The following is an 18,931-nucleotide window of genomic DNA, read 5'->3' as shown; positions in this document are numbered from 1 at the left end:
GGGGCAATTACTCTGGTGTATTTGAATTCTTTTCCAACGTTTTCACACGTTGGAACAGTTCATCCAATTGACGGAAGCGAACTGTATTTTTACGCCACACTTTGTTTTCCATTGCCACTGTCGCAGAAGAATACAAACCAGGCTCACGCATGTTACCTGTAACGTTTGTCGCGCCAGAAAGATGGACACCGTCGGCAATGGTCAAGTGGCCTGCAATCGCGCAGTTACCACCAATAATACAATATTTACCAATGGTTACACTGCCAGCAATGGTCGTGCTGCCAGCGATCGCGGTATTTTCACCAATAATATCGTTGTGGGCAACCTGTACTTGGTTGTCGATGATCACACCGTTGTGGATCTCGGTATGACCTAAGGCGCCACGGTCGATAGTTGAATTCGCACCGATTTCGACGCGATCGCCAATACGTACACCACCGGTTTGGGGAATTTTAATCCATTGTCCACGCTCGTTGGCGTAACCGAAACCGTCGGAACCAATAATTGCGCCGGAATGAATAATACAATCTTGGCCTAAATGGACATTATGATAGAGGGTCACATTGGCCCACAGACGAGTGTTAGAGCCTACGATGGAGTCTTGACCAATCACAGAGCCCGCACCAATCTGCACGTTTTCGCCGAGGATCACATTCGCGCCAATCACCACATTGGCACCAATTGCTACGCCTTCGCCTAACTGGGCTGAAGAGTCGATTTGTGCCGATGGATGGATACCCACGGCCGCCTTGGGCGTGGTATCTAAAAACTGAGCCACACGGGCAAACCCCACATAGGGGTCTTTAACAACTAACGCAGTGCCTGAATAGTCCTGCGCGTCTTTAGCCGACAATAACACCGCACTCGCTTGAGTTGACTCAAGCTGAGCACGGTATTTGCTGTTGGCTAAAAAAGAGATTTGGCCCGATTGGGCATGTTCAAGTGTTGCAACGCTGTTGATCACTAACGTTTCATCGCCTTGGACAACGCCGTCTAATAACAGGCTTAGCTCTTTTAAAGTCACACTTTTCATTAATTACTTGCCTTTGCTTAAGGCTTCAACCACTTTGCCACTGATGTCAGCATTTGGCTTAACATAAATGACGGCACCGCGCTGTAAAACTAAATCGTATTTTTCTTTTTCAGCGATAGTGTTAATGGCTTTTTGAACCTTAACTAACAGTTTGTTTTGCTCTTCACCTTGGCGACGACGTAAGTCTTCATCCAACGCTTTACCTTTTAGCTGATATTCAGATTTTAACGCTTCCATTTTACGAACCAGCTCAGTTTTTTGCGTGTCATTCATTAACGCGCCGTCACGTTGCTGCTTCTCCATCAGAGAGCGCATTTCTTCTTGCATTTTCTGAACTTCAGCCATGCGATCACCAAACTCTGATTTCAGAGATTGGGAGATTTGCTCACGTTGAGGTAACTGTTCAAACACAGCGCCCATATCAACAACAGCAATATTTTCTGCCTGCGCCGCTAAAGGTGCACCTAATAAAGCCAACGTCACCAGGGCACGGTTTACCATCTTGTTCAAAATAGACTCCTTGTTACCTTTGTTATATTCAGCAAAACCTGCCGAGTGTATGCCTTTTAAAAAGTTTTGCCAATATTGAACGAGAAGATCTCTGTTTGATCGCCTTCGTATTCTTTAATCGGCCATGCCAAGCTGAATACCATTGGGCCCATAGGAGATAGCCACTGTAAGCTTACCCCCCAAGACGCTCTGATACGGCCAGGATCACTGTAGTCCTGTAACTTATCAAATTCTTCCGCTGGTAGCGTTTGATACTTAGCGAAATCGAACTCAGTATCCCATACGTTACCCGCATCGACGAAGAAGCTGGTACGAACAGAATTAGTGTAGGCCTCATCCAAGAATGGCGTTGGTACAATCAACTCCATACTGGCGGTTGCAATCGCGTTACCACCAATTGAACGACCTGAACTGACCTGAATACTGTTTGGATCGCCCGGTAAGCTACAACCATCACCCGATGGATCCGGCGCACAAGGCTCGCTACCACGGAAGAGGTAGAATGAACGTGGACCGACCGAGTTAGACTTAAAGCCACGCAGTGAGGTACTACCGCCCGAGTAATAGTTTTCCCAGAATGGCAGGATCTGGTCATTATCATTAAATTGACCATAACCGTTGCCATAACCTAAACGACCACGCGCTAATAACACAAAACTGTGGCTGCGGTTGATAGGGAAATAATAGTTAGTATCGAAATCGGTCTTAAAGTACTGCAGATCCGAGCCTGGTACTGTCATCTTACCGCTTAAACGCTGTGACGAACCGTCCGTTGGGAAGGTGCCACGGTTTAAGGTACTGCGGTACCAGCCTAAGCTCAGCTCAAAGTTATCGAAGCTTAAATCAGCATTTGGATCATCGTCGCGGTAGATATTGTAAAAACGCAGCGCCTGCTCGTAGGCGGAGATTTCTGAAATCGTGTTATGACGATAGCCAATACCACCGTTGATACGGTTGTATTCGTTAATAGGGAAGCCTGAGTTTAATGCCACGCCATAGGAGCTGTTCTTATAACGTTCAAGGTTAGCCTCATTCGCATCGAACTCGTTCCAGTAAACACTGCCACCTAAGCTCACACCATCTTTGGTCCAATAAGGATCTGTGTAAGATAAGTTAACGTTCTTAGAGTACTTGTTGGTGCTTAAACTCACGCCCGCTTGGTTACCCGTACCGAGGAAGTTATTTTGCTGCACACCAAACTGCAGACTTAAGCCCGATTCAGTACCATAACCCACACCTGCGTTAAATGAGCCCGATGGCTGCTCTTTAACTTTCACCGCCACATCGACTAAATCGTCGGTGCCCGGAACTTGAATGGTTTCGGTATCAACGGTCTCGAAGAAGCCTAAACGGTTTAGACGGGCTTTAGATTGCTCAACCTGCGCCGAGTTTAACCAAGCACCTTCCATCTGACGCAGTTCGCGGCGCATCACTTCATCTTTAGTAACTGTGTTACCAGTGAAGTTAACCGAACGCACATACACACGTTTACCCGGTTTGATATTGATGTTTAAGGTCACTTCCTTAGTTTTATCATCAATTTCAGGGTAGGTTTTCACTTCAGGGTAAGCGTAACCGAAACGGCCTAAGTATTTGCTGTACATCTCTTCGGTGAAGGTCACATCACCGCCGTTGTACATATCGCCCGCCTTAATTGGCAGAATCGATTTCATTAACTCTTCGCGGCCCATTAAGTCGCCAGTGAGGTTAACATCTTTAACCTTGTACTTCTCACCTTCGTTGACGTTGATGGTGATATACAAACCTTTACGGTCAGGCGTCATCGCCACTTGAGTCGAGGTGACTTCAAAGCGGATATAACCCTTGTTGTGGTAATAGGTTTTAATGGTTTCAAGGTCAGCTTGCAGCTTTTGCTTCTGATAGCGACGCTCACCGAACAGATCCCACCAAGCCACGTAGTCTTTGAGTTCTAACATGCCGATAAGCTCAGCATCGGTAAACTCTTTGTTGCCAACCACGTTAATTTGGCGAATTTCAGCCGCTAAACCTTCGGTGAACTTGAATTTTAGTTCGACACGATTACGGGGTAAGTTAATCACCTGCGCTTCGACTTTCGCGCCGTATTTACCCACACCGTAGTAGAAGTCTTGTAATCCCTTCTCGATGCCCGTCAGCATAGTACGGTCTAAGGACTCACCGACTTTCACGCCTGAGCCGTCCAGACTTTCCTGTAACTGCTCATCTTTAATGTCTTTGTTGCCTTCAAAGGTCACGGCGCTGATCGTTGGTCGCTCAGTGACTTTGACAATCAACACACCGCCATCATGACTGACTGAGATGTTCTCAAAGTTAGTCGATGCATACAGGCTTTTAATGGCTTGTTGAATTTTTAACTGGTCAACAGTGTCACCCACTTTCACTGGTAAGCTTAACAAGGCAGCACCCAGTGCGACTCGCTGCAAACCTTCAACTTGGATGTCGGTCACTTCAAAGGGTTGGAAAGTATCCGCCAACACAGTCCCTGAAAACGACGCACCGACGAATAACATCGAGGCAAAAAGTTTATTCAATCTCATAGAGCACTTCTAATTATTAGTCTGTCCTTGCTCAGAGTCGGGCAAAGTCATTGAAGAGCGCGATGCTCATCAACATCAGCAGCAATGCTGCCCCAAATCTGAATCCTATTTCCTGTACCTTTTCAGACACAGGTTTACCAGTGATTACCTCAACGAAGTAATACAGCAGGTGTCCCCCATCGAGCACAGGCAATGGCAGCAGGTTAATGATGCCTAAATTGACACTGATAAGCGCGAGGAAACCGAGAAAGTAAACCAAGCCATAGTTTGCACTATTGCCCGCACCCTGTGCGATTGAGATAGGTCCACTTAAGTTTTTCACTGACACATCGCCAGTAAATAATTTGCCAATCATCTTAAAGCTCACAGCAACAAGTTGCCATGTTTTATCCACTGCGATAGCGAATGAATCGATTGGGCCATATTCGAGTTGTAGGCGCATATTCTCGGGCCATTGCGCCTGAGCTGGGCTCACCCCAAGCACACCTATATCTTTGCCATCGCTATTTTTAACACTCGCAGGTGTCACAGAGATGGCAAACTGCTCGCCATTACGGCGCACAGTTAACTCAACAGGCACATTGGCAGAATGTTGAATAATGTCAACAAAAGCTTGCCAATCCGTGTAATTTTGCCCATTGATGGCAACCAAAGTATCGCCGACTTTCAGGTCACTCTTAGCCGCCGCACTACCTTCGCTGATAAGCGCTATTTGTGGCTCAATCGCAGGGCGATACACACTCAAACCCAACGCCGTAATCGGCGACTCTTTTTCTGTGTCGAAACGCCATTCGCGGGTATCAAGGGTATAAGTGCGAGCCGTGGTATCTAAACCTTGCAAGCCATTTAGCGGCGCGAGGGAGACGGTTAAGCTGTCATCGCCGATATGGCCCACTAGTGCTAAATTCACTTCTTCCCAATTGCGTACAGGCTGGCCTGAAATTGCCGTCACTTGCATCGGCTCATTCACTTGGATTTGCGCTGCCGCAGTGCCAGGTGTGGTTGAGGTAATCACAGGCTTGAGCGATGGCACGCCAATTAAATACATTAAATACAGTGCGATAATCGCAAAGATAAAGTTTGCAATCGGACCTGCGGCTACAATCGCAATCCGTTGCCATACACTTTTACGGTTAAAGGCTTTGTCCTTTAACTCATCGGGTACGTCTTCTACTCGCTCATCGAGCATTTTGACATAGCCGCCTAACGGGATCATGGCGATGACGTACTCAGTGCCATCTTGACCCACTTTGCGCCAAATCGCCTTACCAAAACCAATCGAGAAACGTTCAACCTTCACGCCACAGCGGCGTGCAACATAGAAATGGCCGTATTCGTGGGCGGTGATCAGCAGCCCAAGCGCAACGATAAACGAACCTAAGTTCCACAAAAAATCTAACATTCCACTCCTTATGTCATCGTCAAATCCGCTTAAGCCACACTAAATGAGGGTTAAGCAAATTTCGCTAACTGTTCGCGGGCATAAATCCGCGTTTGTGCATCGAGGGCGATAATATCATCGATGCTGGTCATCGCCCGTTTAGGCACAGAGGATAAACAAGCTTCATTCACCTTGGCGATATGGGTAAAACCAATCTGTCCCTGTAAAAATGCCTCGACGGCGATTTCATTGGCAGCATTGAGTACCGTAGTCGCTTCTTGACCTTGGGCACAAGCGGCGATCGCTAACGCCAAACAGGGGAAGCGATTAAAGTCTGGCTCACAAAAGCTTAACTGTCCGACTTTGAAAAAATCCAAAGGTTCAACGCCAGAGCGAATTCTTTGTGGATAGGACATACAATGTGCAATCGGTGTACGCATATCCGGGTTACCCATTTGCGCGATCACGCTACCATCACGGTATTGCACCATCGAATGGATAACGCTCTGCGGATGGATAACCACCTTTAATTGGTCTTTCTGGGTATTAAACAACCAGCGCGCTTCAATAAACTCTAAGCCCTTATTCATCATAGTGGCGGAGTCGACTGAAATTTTCGGGCCCATCGACCAGTTTGGATGTTTACAGGCCTGTGCTGGCGTCATCGACGCAAGGCTGGCAAGCTTAGCGGTCAAAAAGGGGCCGCCAGAGCCTGTCAATAAAATATGGGAAATGCCGGATGTGGCTAAATCACAACGGCCTAAATTGTCCTGCACCTCTTCGGGTAAGCATTGGAAAATTGCATTGTGCTCACTATCGACCGGCAACAGAGTGGCGCCCGATGCTTTCGTGGCCTCAATAAAGAGTTCACCTGACATCACCAAGGCTTCTTTATTGGCAAGCAATACCCGCTTACCCGCCTTGACGGCGGCTAAGGTGGGCACTAGCCCAGCCGCGCCAACAATAGCGGCCATCACAGTATCCACTTCGGTGGCTGTGACTAAGGCGATGAGTTCATCCTCACCGCTGCTCACTTGGATATTAAGCTCAGGGGGAAGCTTAGCTTGTAGCGCTAATGCGGCCTGACTATCGACCATATGGGCGACTTGGGGGCGATGGGTCACACACAGGGCGAGCATCTTATCGACACTCGCATTCGCCACTAAAGCGTAAACACGATAAGCATCGGGATTAGCCGAAATTACACTTAAAGTGCTGGCACCAATCGACCCGGTTGCGCCCAAAATCACCATATTTTGCATAGCGTTACATCCAAAATGCAATGTAGATTAAGGTAAACACCGGCAGGGCCGCAGTGAGGCTGTCGATGCGATCGAGCACGCCACCATGCCCAGGCAGAATCGTGCCCGAGTCTTTGATGCAGGCGGCACGCTTAAACATACTCTCGGATAAATCGCCAAGCGCCGAAATCAGTGCCACGAAAATGGTCACCGCAACCACTAACCCTAATTCCTGCTCAGGCGAAATATACATCACGCCAGCGACAACAATCAGTGTTGTCATCAGGCCGCCCAATAAACCCTCTAGAGTTTTAGCAGGGCTCACCGCAGGCATCAGCTTGGTCTTGCCGACCGCTTTACCGACAAAATACGCGCCCGAATCCGCCGCCCAAACAATCAGCATCACCAGTAATACTAATGATGCGCCATAGTAAGGCGATATTTGCGAACTAATGGATTTGAGTGCAATCAGCGCCACAAAACACGGCACTAAGGTGAGTTGTCCAAACATGGACTTTAGCATCGGGTTCTTTTGCCAGAGTTTGGCGCTTTTAGGGTAAGTCACCACCAACAACAGTGACACTATCCACCAGAATGCACCGATAGCAATCACGGCAAGATAGATAGGATGAATTTGTCCCCTAAGCCAAATTGTGTCGGCGGGAACAATTAAATTCAACGCGATTAGTAAAATACCGACGGTGCAAGTAAAACTCCATTGAGTCACATCACATTGACTATCGATGATCCTGCCCCACTCCTTAGCGGCGATCAGAAACACGGCCACTAAGGCCCAAGCAAAGTACTCTACGGGGAGTAAAAAGATCGCTCCCAAAACTAATGGAATTAACCAAATTGCTGTTATTATACGTTGTTTTAGCAAAAAAAATCCCTCATGACGTTTTACAATGCGCGCATCTCATCAATTTGACTTCCGGTCAAACCAAAACGGCGCTGGCGACTGGCAAAAGTAGCAATCGCTTCATGAAAAGCCTGTTCATCGAAATCAGGCCAAAGGGTGTCCATAAACACCAATTCAGCATAGGCAGCCTGCCAGAGCACAAAATTGCTGATCCGGTAATCCCCACCCGTACGGATCATTAAATCAACTTCACTCTGATTTTGCATGCACAAATGTTCACTCAGGGCTTCTTCGGTGAACTGACTGCTGGTCATTTCGCCATTTTCCACCTTTTCAGCTAACTTTTGCGCTGCTTGCAGTATGTCCCAACGGCCACCGTAATTGGCCGCTACATTCAATATCAATCCACTATTGCCTGCAGTTTTTTCTTCTGCGGCACGAATTTGTTTTTGTAAACGCGCAGAAAAACGGCTGATATCGCCGATGATATTCAATCGGACTTGGTTTTTATCGAGTAACTTAATTTCCCGTTGTAACACGGTAAAAAACAATTCCATCAGCAAGCTGACTTCTTTATCGGGTCTACGCCAATTCTCGCTGGAAAACGCAAATAGCGTCAGCGATTGTATCCCTAACTGACTGGCCGCACTCACCGCACGTCTCACCGCCTTTACGCCGGCTTTATGCCCCATCACTCGTGGTTTGCCCTGGGTTTGGGCCCAACGCCCATTACCATCCATAATAATCGCAACATGTTTAGGTAATGACTGTTTAACGAGTTCGGGTAATACCTCCGGTAAGCTTGTCTGAGCACAAGCATCCTGCTCAGTTGACCTAGATTGCGGATCAAATTCCACTGTGGATGACATCTATTACAACCCTTTAAAATAGACAAACGCCGTGTAGTATACCCCTACACGGCGTAGCAACTCTAGCTTATAGCGCCTGAGATTAGACTTCCATCAACTCAATTTCTTTGGCCGCTAAAATCTCATCGACCTTCTTAATGTGAGCATCGGTGAACTTTTGCACTTCGTCTTCAAAGCGGCGAACATCATCTTCAGTACATTCTTTGGCTTTTTCGAGTTTCTTCACTTCAGAAATCGCGTCACGACGTACGTTACGAATCGCCACACGGCCGCCTTCAGCTTCTGCACGAACCACTTTGATGAAGTCTTTACGACGTTCTTCAGTCAGTGCGGGTAATGGAATACGTAAGGTTGCGCCCGCTGACATTGGGTTTAAGCCAAGATCTGAGCTCATAATCGCTTTCTCAACCGCTTGGATTGCACTACGGTCGAATACAGTCACAGACAGGGTACGCGCATCTTCAATCCCCACGTTCGCCACTTGGTTCAGCGGGGTCATAGTGCCGTAGTAAGACACTTGGATAGAGTCCAGTAAGCTTGGGTGTGCACGACCTGTACGTACTTTCGCCATTTGGTTCTTAGTCGCTTCTACGCATTTACCCATGCGCTCTTGAGCATCTTTTTTAATATCTGCAATCACGTTAAATGTCCTTCTTGGTCATTAAATAACTTATTTCGCTCTGATCAATGTGCCTTCTTCTTCACCCATGACCACGCGGCGCAGAGCACCTGGTTTGTTCATGTTGAATACTAGGATTGGCATGTCATGATCACGCGCCATCGTAAAGGCTGCTAAGTCCATTACTTTTAATTCTTTGTCCAGTACTTCAGTGTACGATAATTCATCGTACTTCACTGCTTCTGGATTTTTCATCGGGTCGTCAGAATAAACGCCGTCAACTTTAGTGCCTTTTAGCACGACTTCTGCTTCGATTTCAATGCCGCGTAAGCAAGCAGCAGAATCGGTAGTGCAGAATGGGTTACCAGTACCCGCAGCAAAAATCACTACACGGCCTGATTTTAATAAGCTGATAGCTTCAGCCCAATTGTAGTCGTCGCATACCCCTTTTAACGGGATTGCCGACATCAGACGAGCATTAACATAGGCACGGTGCAGGGCATCACGCATGGCCAAGCCGTTCATAACCGTTGCCAGCATACCCATGTGATCGCCCACCACACGGTTCATGCCAGCTTTTGCTAGGCCTTCACCGCGAAATAGATTGCCACCACCAATGACCACACCCACCTGAATGCCTAACTCTACCAGCTCTTTCACTTCTTGAGCCATGCGATCTAACACTTTAGGGTCGATGCCGAAGCCTTCGTCGCCCATCAGTGCCTCGCCACTTAATTTTAGAAGAATGCGTCTAAATGCAGGTTTTGGATTGGTGCTCATAATTTTTATATCCTGGTCATAACAAGACCGCAGCCATTGCTGCGGTCTTGGGGGTATTTAGCGTTGGCGATTAAGCCTTTTTAGAAGCGGCGATTTGAGCAGCAACTTCAGCTGCGAAATCTTCTTCTTTCTTCTCAATACCTTCACCCACTTCTAAACGAATGAAGTTAGTGACTTTAGCGCCTTTCTCTTTCAAGAATTCGCCAACAGTTTTCTTTGGTTCCATGATGTAAGCTTGACCAGTCAGAGAGATCTCACCGGTGAACTTCTTCATACGACCAACAACCATTTTCTCTGCGATTTCAGCAGGCTTGCCTTCATTCATAGAGATTTCGATTTGCAGAGCTTGTTCACGAGCGACTACGTCAGCTGGAACGTCTTCTGGGTTTACGTATTCTGGCTTAGAAGCAGCAACGTGCATTGCTAGGTGCTTCAGAGTTTCCTCATCCGCTTCACCAGTAACTACAACACCAATACGCTCACCGTGACGGTAAGAAGCTAATTGAGTGCCGTCGATGTACTCAACGCGACGAACGTTGATGTTTTCACCGATTTTAGCAACCAGAGCAACACGGGCTTCTTCGAATTGGGCTTTTAAGTCTTCTAAAGACACTTTAGACGCTGCAGCAACGTCTAAAACAGCGTTAGCAAAACCTAAGAAGTTCGCATCTTTAGCAACGAAGTCAGTTTGGCAGTTTACTTCTAACAGTACTGCGAAACCTTCACCGTTTTTGATCAGGATAGTACCGTCAGCAGCGATGTTACCTGCTTTCTTAGCAGCTTTAGCAGCACCAGACTTACGCATGTTGTCAATTGCTAACTCCATGTCGCCGTTGGTTTCTTCTAACGCTTTTTTACAATCCATCATGCCTGCGCCAGTACGCTCACGCAGTTCTTTAACTTGGGCAGCAGAAATTGCCATTGTTAAATCCTCTCTAAAAATTCGACTAATTTGCAGATATAAAACAGGGGCCGAATGGCCCCTGTTAACCAATCAAAATCTTGGTTAATAAGGGTGATGAGACTCATCCCGCCTTATTATTATTCGGCTTCTACGAAACCGTCTTGCTCAGCTTGAACAGCTAAATCTTGACCACGGCCAGCGTTAGCAGCTGCAGCAACAGAAGTAGTGTACAGGCGAATAGCGCGCATTGCGTCGTCGTTACCAGGAACGATGTAGTTAACACCGTCTGGAGCAGAGTTAGTATCAACAACTGCAACAACAGGGATACCCAGGTTGTTAGCTTCTTTAATAGCGATATGCTCGTGGTCAGCGCCGATAACGAATAATACGTCTGGCAGGCCGCCCATGTTCTTAATACCGCCTAAAGATTTTTCCAGCTTTTCAAGCTCACGAGTACGCATCAGCGCTTCTTTCTTGGTCAGCTTGTCGAAAGTACCGTCTACTGATTGGCTTTCCAGTTCTTTCAGACGCTTGATTGACTGACGAACGGTTTTCCAGTTAGTCAGCATACCGCCTAACCAGCGGTGATCAACGTAGTACTGATCGCAAGAAATAGCAGCTTCTTTGATCGCTTCGCCAGCAGCACGTTTAGTACCAACGAATAATACTTTACCTTTCTTTGAAGCAACGTTGCTGATGAAAGCCAGTGCTTCATTGAACATTGGCACAGTATGCTCTAGGTTGATGATGTGAACGCCGTTGCGAGCACCGAAAATGAATGGCTTCATTTTTGGGTTCCAGTAACGGGTTTGGTGACCGAAGTGGACACCGGCCTGGAGCATATCGCGCATTGAAACTGTAGTCATTTCTATTACCTTAAAATTTAGGGGGTTAGACCTCCACGTATCCCATGTCTTCGACCCCGCAGTTAACAGCTGAGGGCACCCCGAAGAATGTGTCGACACGTGTGTGATTTAGTATTTAGATAAATTGCCATGTATAATGGCCGCCATCTTTAGTCTTGCCTTGGGTTAAGATAAGCAAAAGCTAACCTTAAACAACCTGCAAGACTTAAACATAACGGCGCGCTTTATACCATAAATAGCCCTAAAGCACAAATTTTTGCATCGGGTGGATGGCGCCAATAGACATCGAAGACACAAGAGAAAACGCAATGAGTATAGTCATTAAGACAGCAGAAGAAATCGAGAAAATGCGCGCAGCGGGTAAGCTGGCCGCACAAGTATTAGAAATGATCGCACCTTATGTTAAGGCTGGCGTGAGCACTAATGAACTAAACGATATCTGCGCCAAATATACCGAAGAGCAAGGCGCGATTTCTGCCCCGCTCAACTACCATGGTTTTCCTAAGTCGATTTGTACTTCGTTAAACAACGTTATTTGCCATGGTATTCCGAGTGACCGCGTTCTCAAGGATGGCGATATTCTCAATATCGATATCACAGTCATCAAAGACGGTTACCACGGTGATACCTCTAAAATGTTCTTAATCGGTGAAGTCAGCCCTAAGGACAAACGCCTGTGCCGTATCGCGCAAGAGAGTTTATACCTGGCCATTCGTAAGGTTCGCCCGGGGTTAAAACTGGGAGAAATCGGCAATACTATCGAAAAATTCATCAAAGCCAGCAAAACAGGTCTTGAGAAATATTCCATCGTGCAAGATTATTGTGGTCACGGTATTGGTGCCGGTTTCCATGAAGAGCCGCAAGTCATGCACTACCGTAATGGCGATAACACCATTTTACGCCCTGGCATGTGTTTTACCATTGAGCCAATGATCAACGCCGGTCGCCACACCACAGTGTTAGACCGTGACGATAAGTGGACTGTCACCACCTCCGATGGTAAAAACTCTGCCCAATGGGAACATACATTATTAGTGACCGAAACCGGTGTAGAAGTCCTGACTCTACGTGATGAGGAAGACTTCCCGCGTATCATTAATCACTAAGCGACATACTTAGTACGTTAGGACTCAGAGGATTACTGAACACCTAACTCATCCAAACAAGGGACTCGATGAATACAGCTCTGCTAGCTAAACAATCATTAATCGAACAGAATCAAACGCTTTTAGCAAGATTCAAGGCCAAAAACCCGATTGAAGAGCTAGTGACGCAGCGCTGTCAGTTCGTCGATTCCCTCGTCAAGCAGGCCTGGCAACAGCACGGTCTGGACCAATATCCTATCGCCCTGATTGCCGTTGGCGGCTATGGTCGCGGCGAGTTACATCCGCACTCGGATGTCGATTTATTATTCCTGTTCGAAGGCGAGTTATCGCAGGCGGCTGAAACCGCACTAAGCGAATTTATCGCCTTTTTATGGGACGCCAGCCTTGAAATTGGCCACAGTGTTCGCACTCTCAGCGATACTCTAAATCTGGGTCGAGAAGACATTACCATCGCCACAAACCTGCTCGAGGCTCGGCTACTCTCAGGCCCAGAATCCCTGTTTGATCAACTCTATGACGCCATCCGCCAGAGCGACTTTTGGACGTCGAGCCAGTTCTTTATCGCCAAACGTGATGAACAAACGGCCCGCCATGCCAAGGCAAGCGCCTTCGACCTTGAGCCCAACATCAAAAGTTGCCCCGGCGGCCTACGGGACATTCAAACCATCGCCTGGGTTGCCATGCGCCACTTTGGCGCCTCACGCCTAGAAGAACTGGTTCAATACGAATTTTTAGAACCCGCCGAGTTAGAAGAGCTACTCGAGTGTCAGCATTTTCTGTGGAAGCTGCGCTTTGCCCTGCATATGGCGGTCGGGCGCGATGAAAATCGCCTGCTGTTCGATGTTCAGCGCCAAGTAGCCGAGCTGATGGGTTATGAAGACGCCACTCAACTTGCCGTTGAGCAGATGATGAAACGCTACTATCGCACGGTACGCCGCGTGATGGAGCTGAACGAAATGCTGCTGCAACTGTTTAAGCGGGCGACACTGGGCCAAACCAAGGCCTTAGAAATCCAAGCGATTGACAATAACTATCAACGCCGCGGTGCCTTTATCGAGGCCCTAAGGGACGATTTATTCGATAGCGGCGAAGAAATTGTACGCCTCTTTGTTCATGTCGCTAAAAACTCCAATATCAAAGGCATTTATGCGCCGACACTAAGATCCCTAAGACGCGCACGCCGGGCACAGCTGCAACCCTTGCAGGAAAATCCGCAGTGCCGCCAAGCCTTTATGGAAATTTTAAAACATCCTCGTGGCATCGCGGCCTTATCGCTGATGCACAAACACGGGGTGCTGTCGGCCTATTTGCCCGCATGGCGCAATATCGAAGGCCAAATGCAGTTTGACCTGTTCCATGCCTACACGGTGGATGAACATACCCACAGATTGCTGCTCAATATCGAGCGCTTCTCACAGCCGGAGCAGAAGGAAGAGTTTCCTTTAGGCTCAGTGCTGATCAATCAGTTACCGAAAAAAGGTTTGTTGGTTCTCGGCGCAATTTTCCATGATATCGCCAAGGGCCGCGGCGGCGATCACAGCAAGCTTGGCTCAAGCGATGCCCTCGCCTTCTGTAAGCTCCATGGCTTGAACGACCACGATGGCCGCTTAGTCGCTTGGCTGGTCGAAAATCACTTAGTGATGTCGGTAACTGCTCAGCGCCGCGATATTTCCGATCCCGATGTGGTGGCCGACTTTGCCAGCAAGGTGCGCGATGCGGTGCATTTAAGTTATTTATATTGCTTAACCGTCGCCGATATCTGCGCCACCAACGAGAAGACCTGGAACAACTGGAAAGGCTCACTGCTACGCGACTTATATTTTTCCACCCAAAGGGTGCTCGCGCGCGGCAAAGAAAAACCCGTCGATATTCGGGCCCGAGTGCGTGAATACCAAGCCAAGGCCAAAAAAGAATTACTGCGGCGCGGCATAAAAGAAAAAGACTTAGATACTCTCTGGCAACGCTTTAAGGCCGACTACTTTTTGCGACACCAGCCGAATCAGGTTGCTTGGCATGCCGAAGCCATCCTTAAGCATAAACAGTTGGACGAGCCGCTAGTGCTAGTGTCTAAGCACACGACGCGCGGCGGCACTGAACTCTTTGTCTACTGTCAGGATAGACCTAAGCTATTCGCGACTGTGATGGCGGTACTCGATAATAAAAACATCAACGTCCACGACGCTAACATTATGACATCGAAGGATAATTACGCCCTCGACACCTTCGTTATCCTCGAGCAAGACGGCGCCCCCGTGAGCCAGCTCTCACGTATTCAGAGTATCCGTAAGGCCCTTGAAAAAGCGCTTGCAAGCGATAACCCTAAGTTGCCGCGCTTTAGAAAACTGTCACGCAAGATGAAACCTTTTAATGTTCCCACTCAGGTGAGTTTCCTTGAGAGTAACCGTCATGGTACAAGTATGATGGAACTCATCGCCTTGGATACGCCGGGATTATTAGCTAAAGTGGGCGATATTTTTTATCGCTGCAACACGATCTTGCTGGCCGCCAAGATCACCACCATTGGCGAGCGAGCCGAAGACTTTTTTATTTTGCAAACCAATGATGGCTTGCAACTCAATGAAACCCAAGAGAATACGCTCAAGGAAGCCTTGATTAGCGCGCTGAGCGCCATCAACACAGAGTCAACCAATTAACCAAAACGGGAGAAGTAAATGGAGGCTTTACGCCAACGTATTGAGGCCGCATTTGAAGCGCGTGCCGACATCACACCAAGCACTGTTGACGCAAGCGTGCGTAACGATGTGCAAAATGTCATCAATATGCTCGATAAAGGTGAACTGCGCGTCGCCGAGAAAATCGATGGCCAATGGCATGTACATCAATGGTTGAAGAAGGCGGTATTACTGTCATTCCGTATTTTCGATAACGCGGTTATCGATGGTGCCGAAACCAAATATTTCGATAAAGTACCGTTAAAGTTCGCCGAGTATGACGAAGCCCGCTTTAAAGCCGAGGCCATCCGTGTGGTGCCATCGGCAACCGTACGTAAAGGTTCTTTTATCGGTAAAAACACTGTATTAATGCCCTCTTACGTCAACCTTGGCGCCTACGTTGACGAAGGCACTATGGTTGACACTTGGGCAACCGTTGGCTCATGTGCGCAAATCGGTAAGAACGTGCACTTATCTGGCGGTGTGGGCATCGGTGGCGTACTCGAGCCGCTGCAAGCGGGTCCGACCATTATTGAAGACAACTGCTTTATCGGCGCACGCTCTGAGATTGTCGAAGGCGTTGTCGTTGAAGAAGGCTCTGTGATTTCCATGGGCGTTTATATCGGCCAAAGTACCCGTATTTATGACCGTGAAACGGGCGAAATCCACTACGGCCGCGTACCAGCTGGCTCTGTCGTAGTATCGGGTAACCTGCCATCGGCTTGCGGTAAATACAGCCTATACGCTGCGATTATCGTTAAGAAAGTGGATGCGAAAACCCGCGGTAAAGTGGGTATCAACGAACTGTTACGTATCGTCGATTAAGCCATATTTACGCTGTACACCATGCCAAAATGCCACGCTAATGCTTGGCATTTTTTATGGTAAAAACACACTCCAAAGGCCTCAAAGACACATCAAGTTACACCGAGACACACTCTGTTCCCAACCCCACATTTAGATACACTTCAGCGGCCAAATCCCTCTGCAAGGCCGGTAAAAACAGACTTTACTCAAAGGGTCTACTCACCCGTCAAGGAGCTAAAGATGAAAGCAACATTGGTAAAATTGGGCGGTGCCGCCCTACTCTGCACTATAGGAATAGGCTCAAGCGCTTTTGCCGCCATGGATCCACAGTTAGAAAATACTTTAGTGGCGGTTTGTAAGGCTGGAGCCAGTAATAATCTGATCTCATTTAGCAACACTATGCAGGAATACCGCATCAACCAAGCTCGGATATTCCCTCGTTTAGTCTGTAACGGTGAAAGCTTCCATCAGTTCGCCCTCAGCCAGGGCGCCGACAAAACCGCCAAACGTATTGGCCGTTATGTACAAGGTACTGTCACCATCAAAGATATCGCCCAAAATTCAATGGATGAGGTGTATGCCGTTAATTTTTAATTTGAACGTCACGGTAAGATTAGGCGTCAATTTGACGCCTTTTTATTGCTATCGATTTAAGGGATGAACGATTAATGACGATTTGGAGCACATGCGGCAGACACCTTGGGTTCAGTTCATCCAACCAACGCTGGTAAATCAAACCTAAGATGTTAAATCAACCGCTCCGCCTCTTGGCGATCCTTGTTTGCCATGGCGATGGTTCGCCAACCAATCACACCTATCGCATGCTGAGCTTTATTCACCACGACCAAAAACTCAGTATCCATTTGGTTAAGCAGCTGCAATGCATCTTCAGAGGTGGCGACATCGCTAATCAAAGGCACTGAGTGCTCCATAATTTGATGGGCTTTTTTTCGCAGGAATGCCCTGTCGTGTTCCCGCTCCGCCGCTGTGCCAATCAAGGGGCTAAGCCAATAATCCACTAGGCGCTGAGTGATCACACCGATGATTTTATGGCTCTCATCGAGTACCACCGCCACCTTGGCATGGGCCGCAGTTAATAAACGTTTGATATCGGCAAGCTCATGGTCGAGTGTCACCGACACCACAGGATCCAATACCGCAGCGCCGACATGATCACTAATACTCAGTTCGCGATTGATTAAAATCTCTAAGCAAGTATCGACAATTTTCGCGTCAAACAAGCTGCCTCGACCCGCTTTTAATACCTCAGTCATTTTAGCCAACCCCATAGAGGGGCGATAAGGGCGATGGGACAAGATAGAGTCGGCCACATCGGCCACGGCAATGATCTTGGCCTCATAAAGGATCGCTTTATCCTTCAAGCCTAAGGGATAACCCGAACCATCGAGCCGCTCGTGGTGCTGCAAAATCATCTGCTTAATCGGCCAAGGGAATTCCACATCGGCAACAATTTCGGCTCCATGCAACGGATGGGTTTGAATTAATGCGTACTCTTCTTTGGATAATTTAGAGGGTTTAGTCAAAATCTGCGACGGTATCGCCAGCTTACCAATATCATGCACCAGTGCGCCGATTTTTAGCCCCTCTAAACGCTGCGGCTCAAGTCCGAGTTTCTCACCAATCAGGTAGCTTAATTGTGCCACCGACTTTTGGTGCCCTGCTGTATAGGCATCCTTAAGTTCTAACGCCTCAGAAATCGCGCTGATAAGCTGAGTTAAGGATTGGGATAACTGCTCTTTTTGCGCCTTGATGATTTTGGACTGGCGAGACACCGCCCTTAAACTTCGTGGAAGTTCAATCGAGTGCCATAAAATACTGGCAAAGGTCAGTAAGGAACGAGCATCGTTACGGCTATAGGGCTCATCGCGCCCCACCACACACACTATCCCCACTAAGCGATTATGGAAAATCATAGGCACAGCGAGATAGCGCTCGCCCAGCAGTAAGCGGTCAAACAGGAGATTATCGGAGCGATTGCTCTCTAACTTATTCTGAATAATGGGTTTGTAGTCTTTGACGCATTCTTGCCAGAGCTGACTTTCCAGCTCTGAGGCTTGAGTATTTTCTTCGACAAATTCGGCCTGGTTGACCTTAGGCTCGGGGTAGTCCGAACGGGCCGCGAGGGTAAGTGACTTAGATTTATCGTTATGCAGCAAAATGAAGCCGTAGCGGCTGTTCATCAACGCAATCGCCTTTGCGACGGCGACCTTAAACACTTGTTCCTGTGGAGATTGGATCACATCATCAATATGTTGCAACCAAGCATCGCTCGCTTGAATCGCTTGGCGATAATCGGCATGCAGCCCTTTGAGTGGCCATTCTTCGAAATTGATTTCAGAGAGGATGAGTTGCCAGCCCTGCTCAGGAATAGCGTGCAGGGCAAAATGCACCCGCATGCCCTGATTATCCCGCAGCACCAGCCCGATGTAGTTATCGGTACGTTGAAGAATATCACGACAAAGTTCGGCATTAAATTCAGTGAATAACTGGCAAATCGGCTGATTGATGATCTGTGCCGCCGAGCGCTGGCAACGCTGATAAAACGCCCGGCTCATGCACTGCACCCGAAACTGACTATCTAGCCGTGCCCAAGACAAAGGTAAATCCTCGGGCAGGTCTTTTATTCCTATAATGAGGCTACGGCTCATAGACATCAAACACCTCTTCCATGATGAATGCACTGGCCGAACAACAATCTCAAATCAAGTGCTTGAGGTTCGGCT

General features: G+C 47.9%; 16 protein-coding genes. 4 read left to right on the top strand and 12 right to left on the bottom strand.

Annotation, left to right across the window (positions count from 1 at the left end):
• Nucleotides 1–7: 7 nt before the first annotated feature.
• The 11 genes from lpxD to rpsB all read right to left on the bottom strand — a co-directional run bounded on the left by lpxD (nt 8) and on the right by rpsB (nt 11,602).
• Nucleotides 8–1,033 (bottom strand): UDP-3-O-(3-hydroxymyristoyl)glucosamine N-acyltransferase, encoded by a 1,026-nt coding sequence (gene lpxD / locus M0415_RS01770; protein ID WP_086902376.1) that lies wholly within the window; start codon nt 1,031–1,033, stop codon nt 8–10.
• A 3-nt stretch (nt 1,034–1,036) separates the two neighbouring features.
• Nucleotides 1,037–1,534 (bottom strand): OmpH family outer membrane protein, encoded by a 498-nt coding sequence (locus tag M0415_RS01765; protein WP_011623384.1) that lies wholly within the window; start codon nt 1,532–1,534, stop codon nt 1,037–1,039.
• A gap of 65 nt (nt 1,535–1,599) precedes the next feature.
• Nucleotides 1,600–4,080, bottom strand: a complete 2,481-nt coding sequence (gene bamA, locus M0415_RS01760; RefSeq protein WP_249555884.1) for an outer membrane protein assembly factor BamA — start codon at nt 4,078–4,080, stop codon at nt 1,600–1,602.
• 31 nt (nt 4,081–4,111) lie between these two features.
• Nucleotides 4,112–5,482, bottom strand: a complete 1,371-nt coding sequence (gene rseP / locus M0415_RS01755) for a sigma E protease regulator RseP (protein WP_249555885.1) — start codon at nt 5,480–5,482, stop codon at nt 4,112–4,114.
• A gap of 50 nt (nt 5,483–5,532) precedes the next feature.
• Complete coding sequence (ispC, locus tag M0415_RS01750) at nt 5,533–6,723, bottom strand: 1-deoxy-D-xylulose-5-phosphate reductoisomerase (RefSeq protein ID WP_249555886.1); 1,191 nt, start codon at nt 6,721–6,723, stop codon at nt 5,533–5,535.
• A gap of 4 nt (nt 6,724–6,727) precedes the next feature.
• Nucleotides 6,728–7,585: a phosphatidate cytidylyltransferase gene (locus M0415_RS01745; protein ID WP_011623388.1), complete on the bottom strand. Its 858-nt coding sequence runs from the start codon at nt 7,583–7,585 to the stop codon at nt 6,728–6,730.
• A gap of 20 nt (nt 7,586–7,605) precedes the next feature.
• Entirely contained in the window at nt 7,606–8,433 is an 828-nt protein-coding gene (gene uppS, locus M0415_RS01740) for a polyprenyl diphosphate synthase (protein ID WP_011623389.1), read from the bottom strand.
• Between the two features lie 82 nt (nt 8,434–8,515).
• Nucleotides 8,516–9,073, bottom strand: a complete 558-nt coding sequence (frr, locus tag M0415_RS01735) for a ribosome recycling factor (protein WP_011717689.1) — start codon at nt 9,071–9,073, stop codon at nt 8,516–8,518.
• A gap of 30 nt (nt 9,074–9,103) precedes the next feature.
• Nucleotides 9,104–9,832 (bottom strand): UMP kinase, encoded by a 729-nt coding sequence (gene pyrH / locus M0415_RS01730; protein WP_089067413.1) that lies wholly within the window; start codon nt 9,830–9,832, stop codon nt 9,104–9,106.
• A 70-nt stretch (nt 9,833–9,902) separates the two neighbouring features.
• Nucleotides 9,903–10,754 carry a translation elongation factor Ts gene (tsf, locus tag M0415_RS01725; protein ID WP_011623392.1) on the bottom strand — a complete coding sequence of 284 codons (852 nt, stop codon included), beginning with the start codon at nt 10,752–10,754 and terminating at the stop codon, nt 9,903–9,905.
• A 119-nt stretch (nt 10,755–10,873) separates the two neighbouring features.
• Nucleotides 10,874–11,602: a 30S ribosomal protein S2 gene (gene rpsB, locus M0415_RS01720; RefSeq protein ID WP_011071784.1), complete on the bottom strand. Its 729-nt coding sequence runs from the start codon at nt 11,600–11,602 to the stop codon at nt 10,874–10,876.
• A 308-nt stretch (nt 11,603–11,910) separates the two neighbouring features.
• Here rpsB and map point away from each other — a divergent pair, with 308 nt between their 5' ends.
• From map to M0415_RS01700, 4 genes are all read left to right on the top strand, one after another.
• Nucleotides 11,911–12,708, top strand: coding sequence for a type I methionyl aminopeptidase (gene map, locus M0415_RS01715; protein ID WP_041408815.1), 798 nt, complete (start codon nt 11,911–11,913; stop codon nt 12,706–12,708).
• Between the two features lie 68 nt (nt 12,709–12,776).
• A complete protein-coding gene (gene glnD / locus M0415_RS01710) occupies nt 12,777–15,362 on the top strand; it encodes a bifunctional uridylyltransferase/uridylyl-removing protein GlnD (protein ID WP_089067412.1) in 2,586 nt (861 codons plus the stop codon).
• Nucleotides 15,363–15,380: 18 nt separating this feature from the next.
• Complete coding sequence (dapD, locus tag M0415_RS01705; RefSeq protein WP_011623395.1) at nt 15,381–16,205, top strand: 2,3,4,5-tetrahydropyridine-2,6-dicarboxylate N-succinyltransferase; 825 nt, start codon at nt 15,381–15,383, stop codon at nt 16,203–16,205.
• 222 nt (nt 16,206–16,427) lie between these two features.
• Entirely contained in the window at nt 16,428–16,781 is a 354-nt protein-coding gene (locus M0415_RS01700; RefSeq protein ID WP_089067411.1) for a DUF3718 domain-containing protein, read from the top strand.
• Nucleotides 16,782–16,933: 152 nt separating this feature from the next.
• On the opposite strand, the gene M0415_RS01695 is transcribed toward M0415_RS01700, so the two are convergent.
• The gene (locus tag M0415_RS01695) at nt 16,934–18,862 is read right to left on the bottom strand and encodes an HD domain-containing phosphohydrolase (RefSeq protein ID WP_342190447.1); all 1,929 of its coding nucleotides are present in this window, start codon (nt 18,860–18,862) and stop codon (nt 16,934–16,936) included.
• Between the last annotated feature and the right edge of the window lie 69 nt (nt 18,863–18,931).

This window comes from Shewanella sp. 10B (assembly GCF_023475885.1).
Lineage (GTDB): Bacteria > Pseudomonadota > Gammaproteobacteria > Enterobacterales > Shewanellaceae > Shewanella > Shewanella mangrovisoli.
This window is presented reverse-complemented; position numbering and strand designations above follow the sequence as displayed.

Coding starts and splice junctions, on each gene's coding strand:
- tsf (WP_011623392.1), bottom strand. CDS start 10,754: ATGGCAATTTCTGCTGCCCAAGTTAAAGAACTGCGTGAGCGTACTGGC.
- rpsB (WP_011071784.1), bottom strand. CDS start 11,602: ATGACTACAGTTTCAATGCGCGATATGCTCCAGGCCGGTGTCCACTTC.
- pyrH (WP_089067413.1), bottom strand. CDS start 9,832: ATGAGCACCAATCCAAAACCTGCATTTAGACGCATTCTTCTAAAATTA.
- lpxD (WP_086902376.1), bottom strand. CDS start 1,033: ATGAAAAGTGTGACTTTAAAAGAGCTAAGCCTGTTATTAGACGGCGTT.
- M0415_RS01700 (WP_089067411.1), top strand. CDS start 16,428: ATGAAAGCAACATTGGTAAAATTGGGCGGTGCCGCCCTACTCTGCACT.
- map (WP_041408815.1), top strand. CDS start 11,911: ATGAGTATAGTCATTAAGACAGCAGAAGAAATCGAGAAAATGCGCGCA.
- dapD (WP_011623395.1), top strand. CDS start 15,381: ATGGAGGCTTTACGCCAACGTATTGAGGCCGCATTTGAAGCGCGTGCC.
- glnD (WP_089067412.1), top strand. CDS start 12,777: ATGAATACAGCTCTGCTAGCTAAACAATCATTAATCGAACAGAATCAA.
- M0415_RS01765 (WP_011623384.1), bottom strand. CDS start 1,534: ATGGTAAACCGTGCCCTGGTGACGTTGGCTTTATTAGGTGCACCTTTA.
- M0415_RS01695 (WP_342190447.1), bottom strand. CDS start 18,862: ATGTCTATGAGCCGTAGCCTCATTATAGGAATAAAAGACCTGCCCGAG.
- rseP (WP_249555885.1), bottom strand. CDS start 5,482: ATGTTAGATTTTTTGTGGAACTTAGGTTCGTTTATCGTTGCGCTTGGG.
- uppS (WP_011623389.1), bottom strand. CDS start 8,433: ATGTCATCCACAGTGGAATTTGATCCGCAATCTAGGTCAACTGAGCAG.
- bamA (WP_249555884.1), bottom strand. CDS start 4,080: ATGAGATTGAATAAACTTTTTGCCTCGATGTTATTCGTCGGTGCGTCG.
- ispC (WP_249555886.1), bottom strand. CDS start 6,723: ATGCAAAATATGGTGATTTTGGGCGCAACCGGGTCGATTGGTGCCAGC.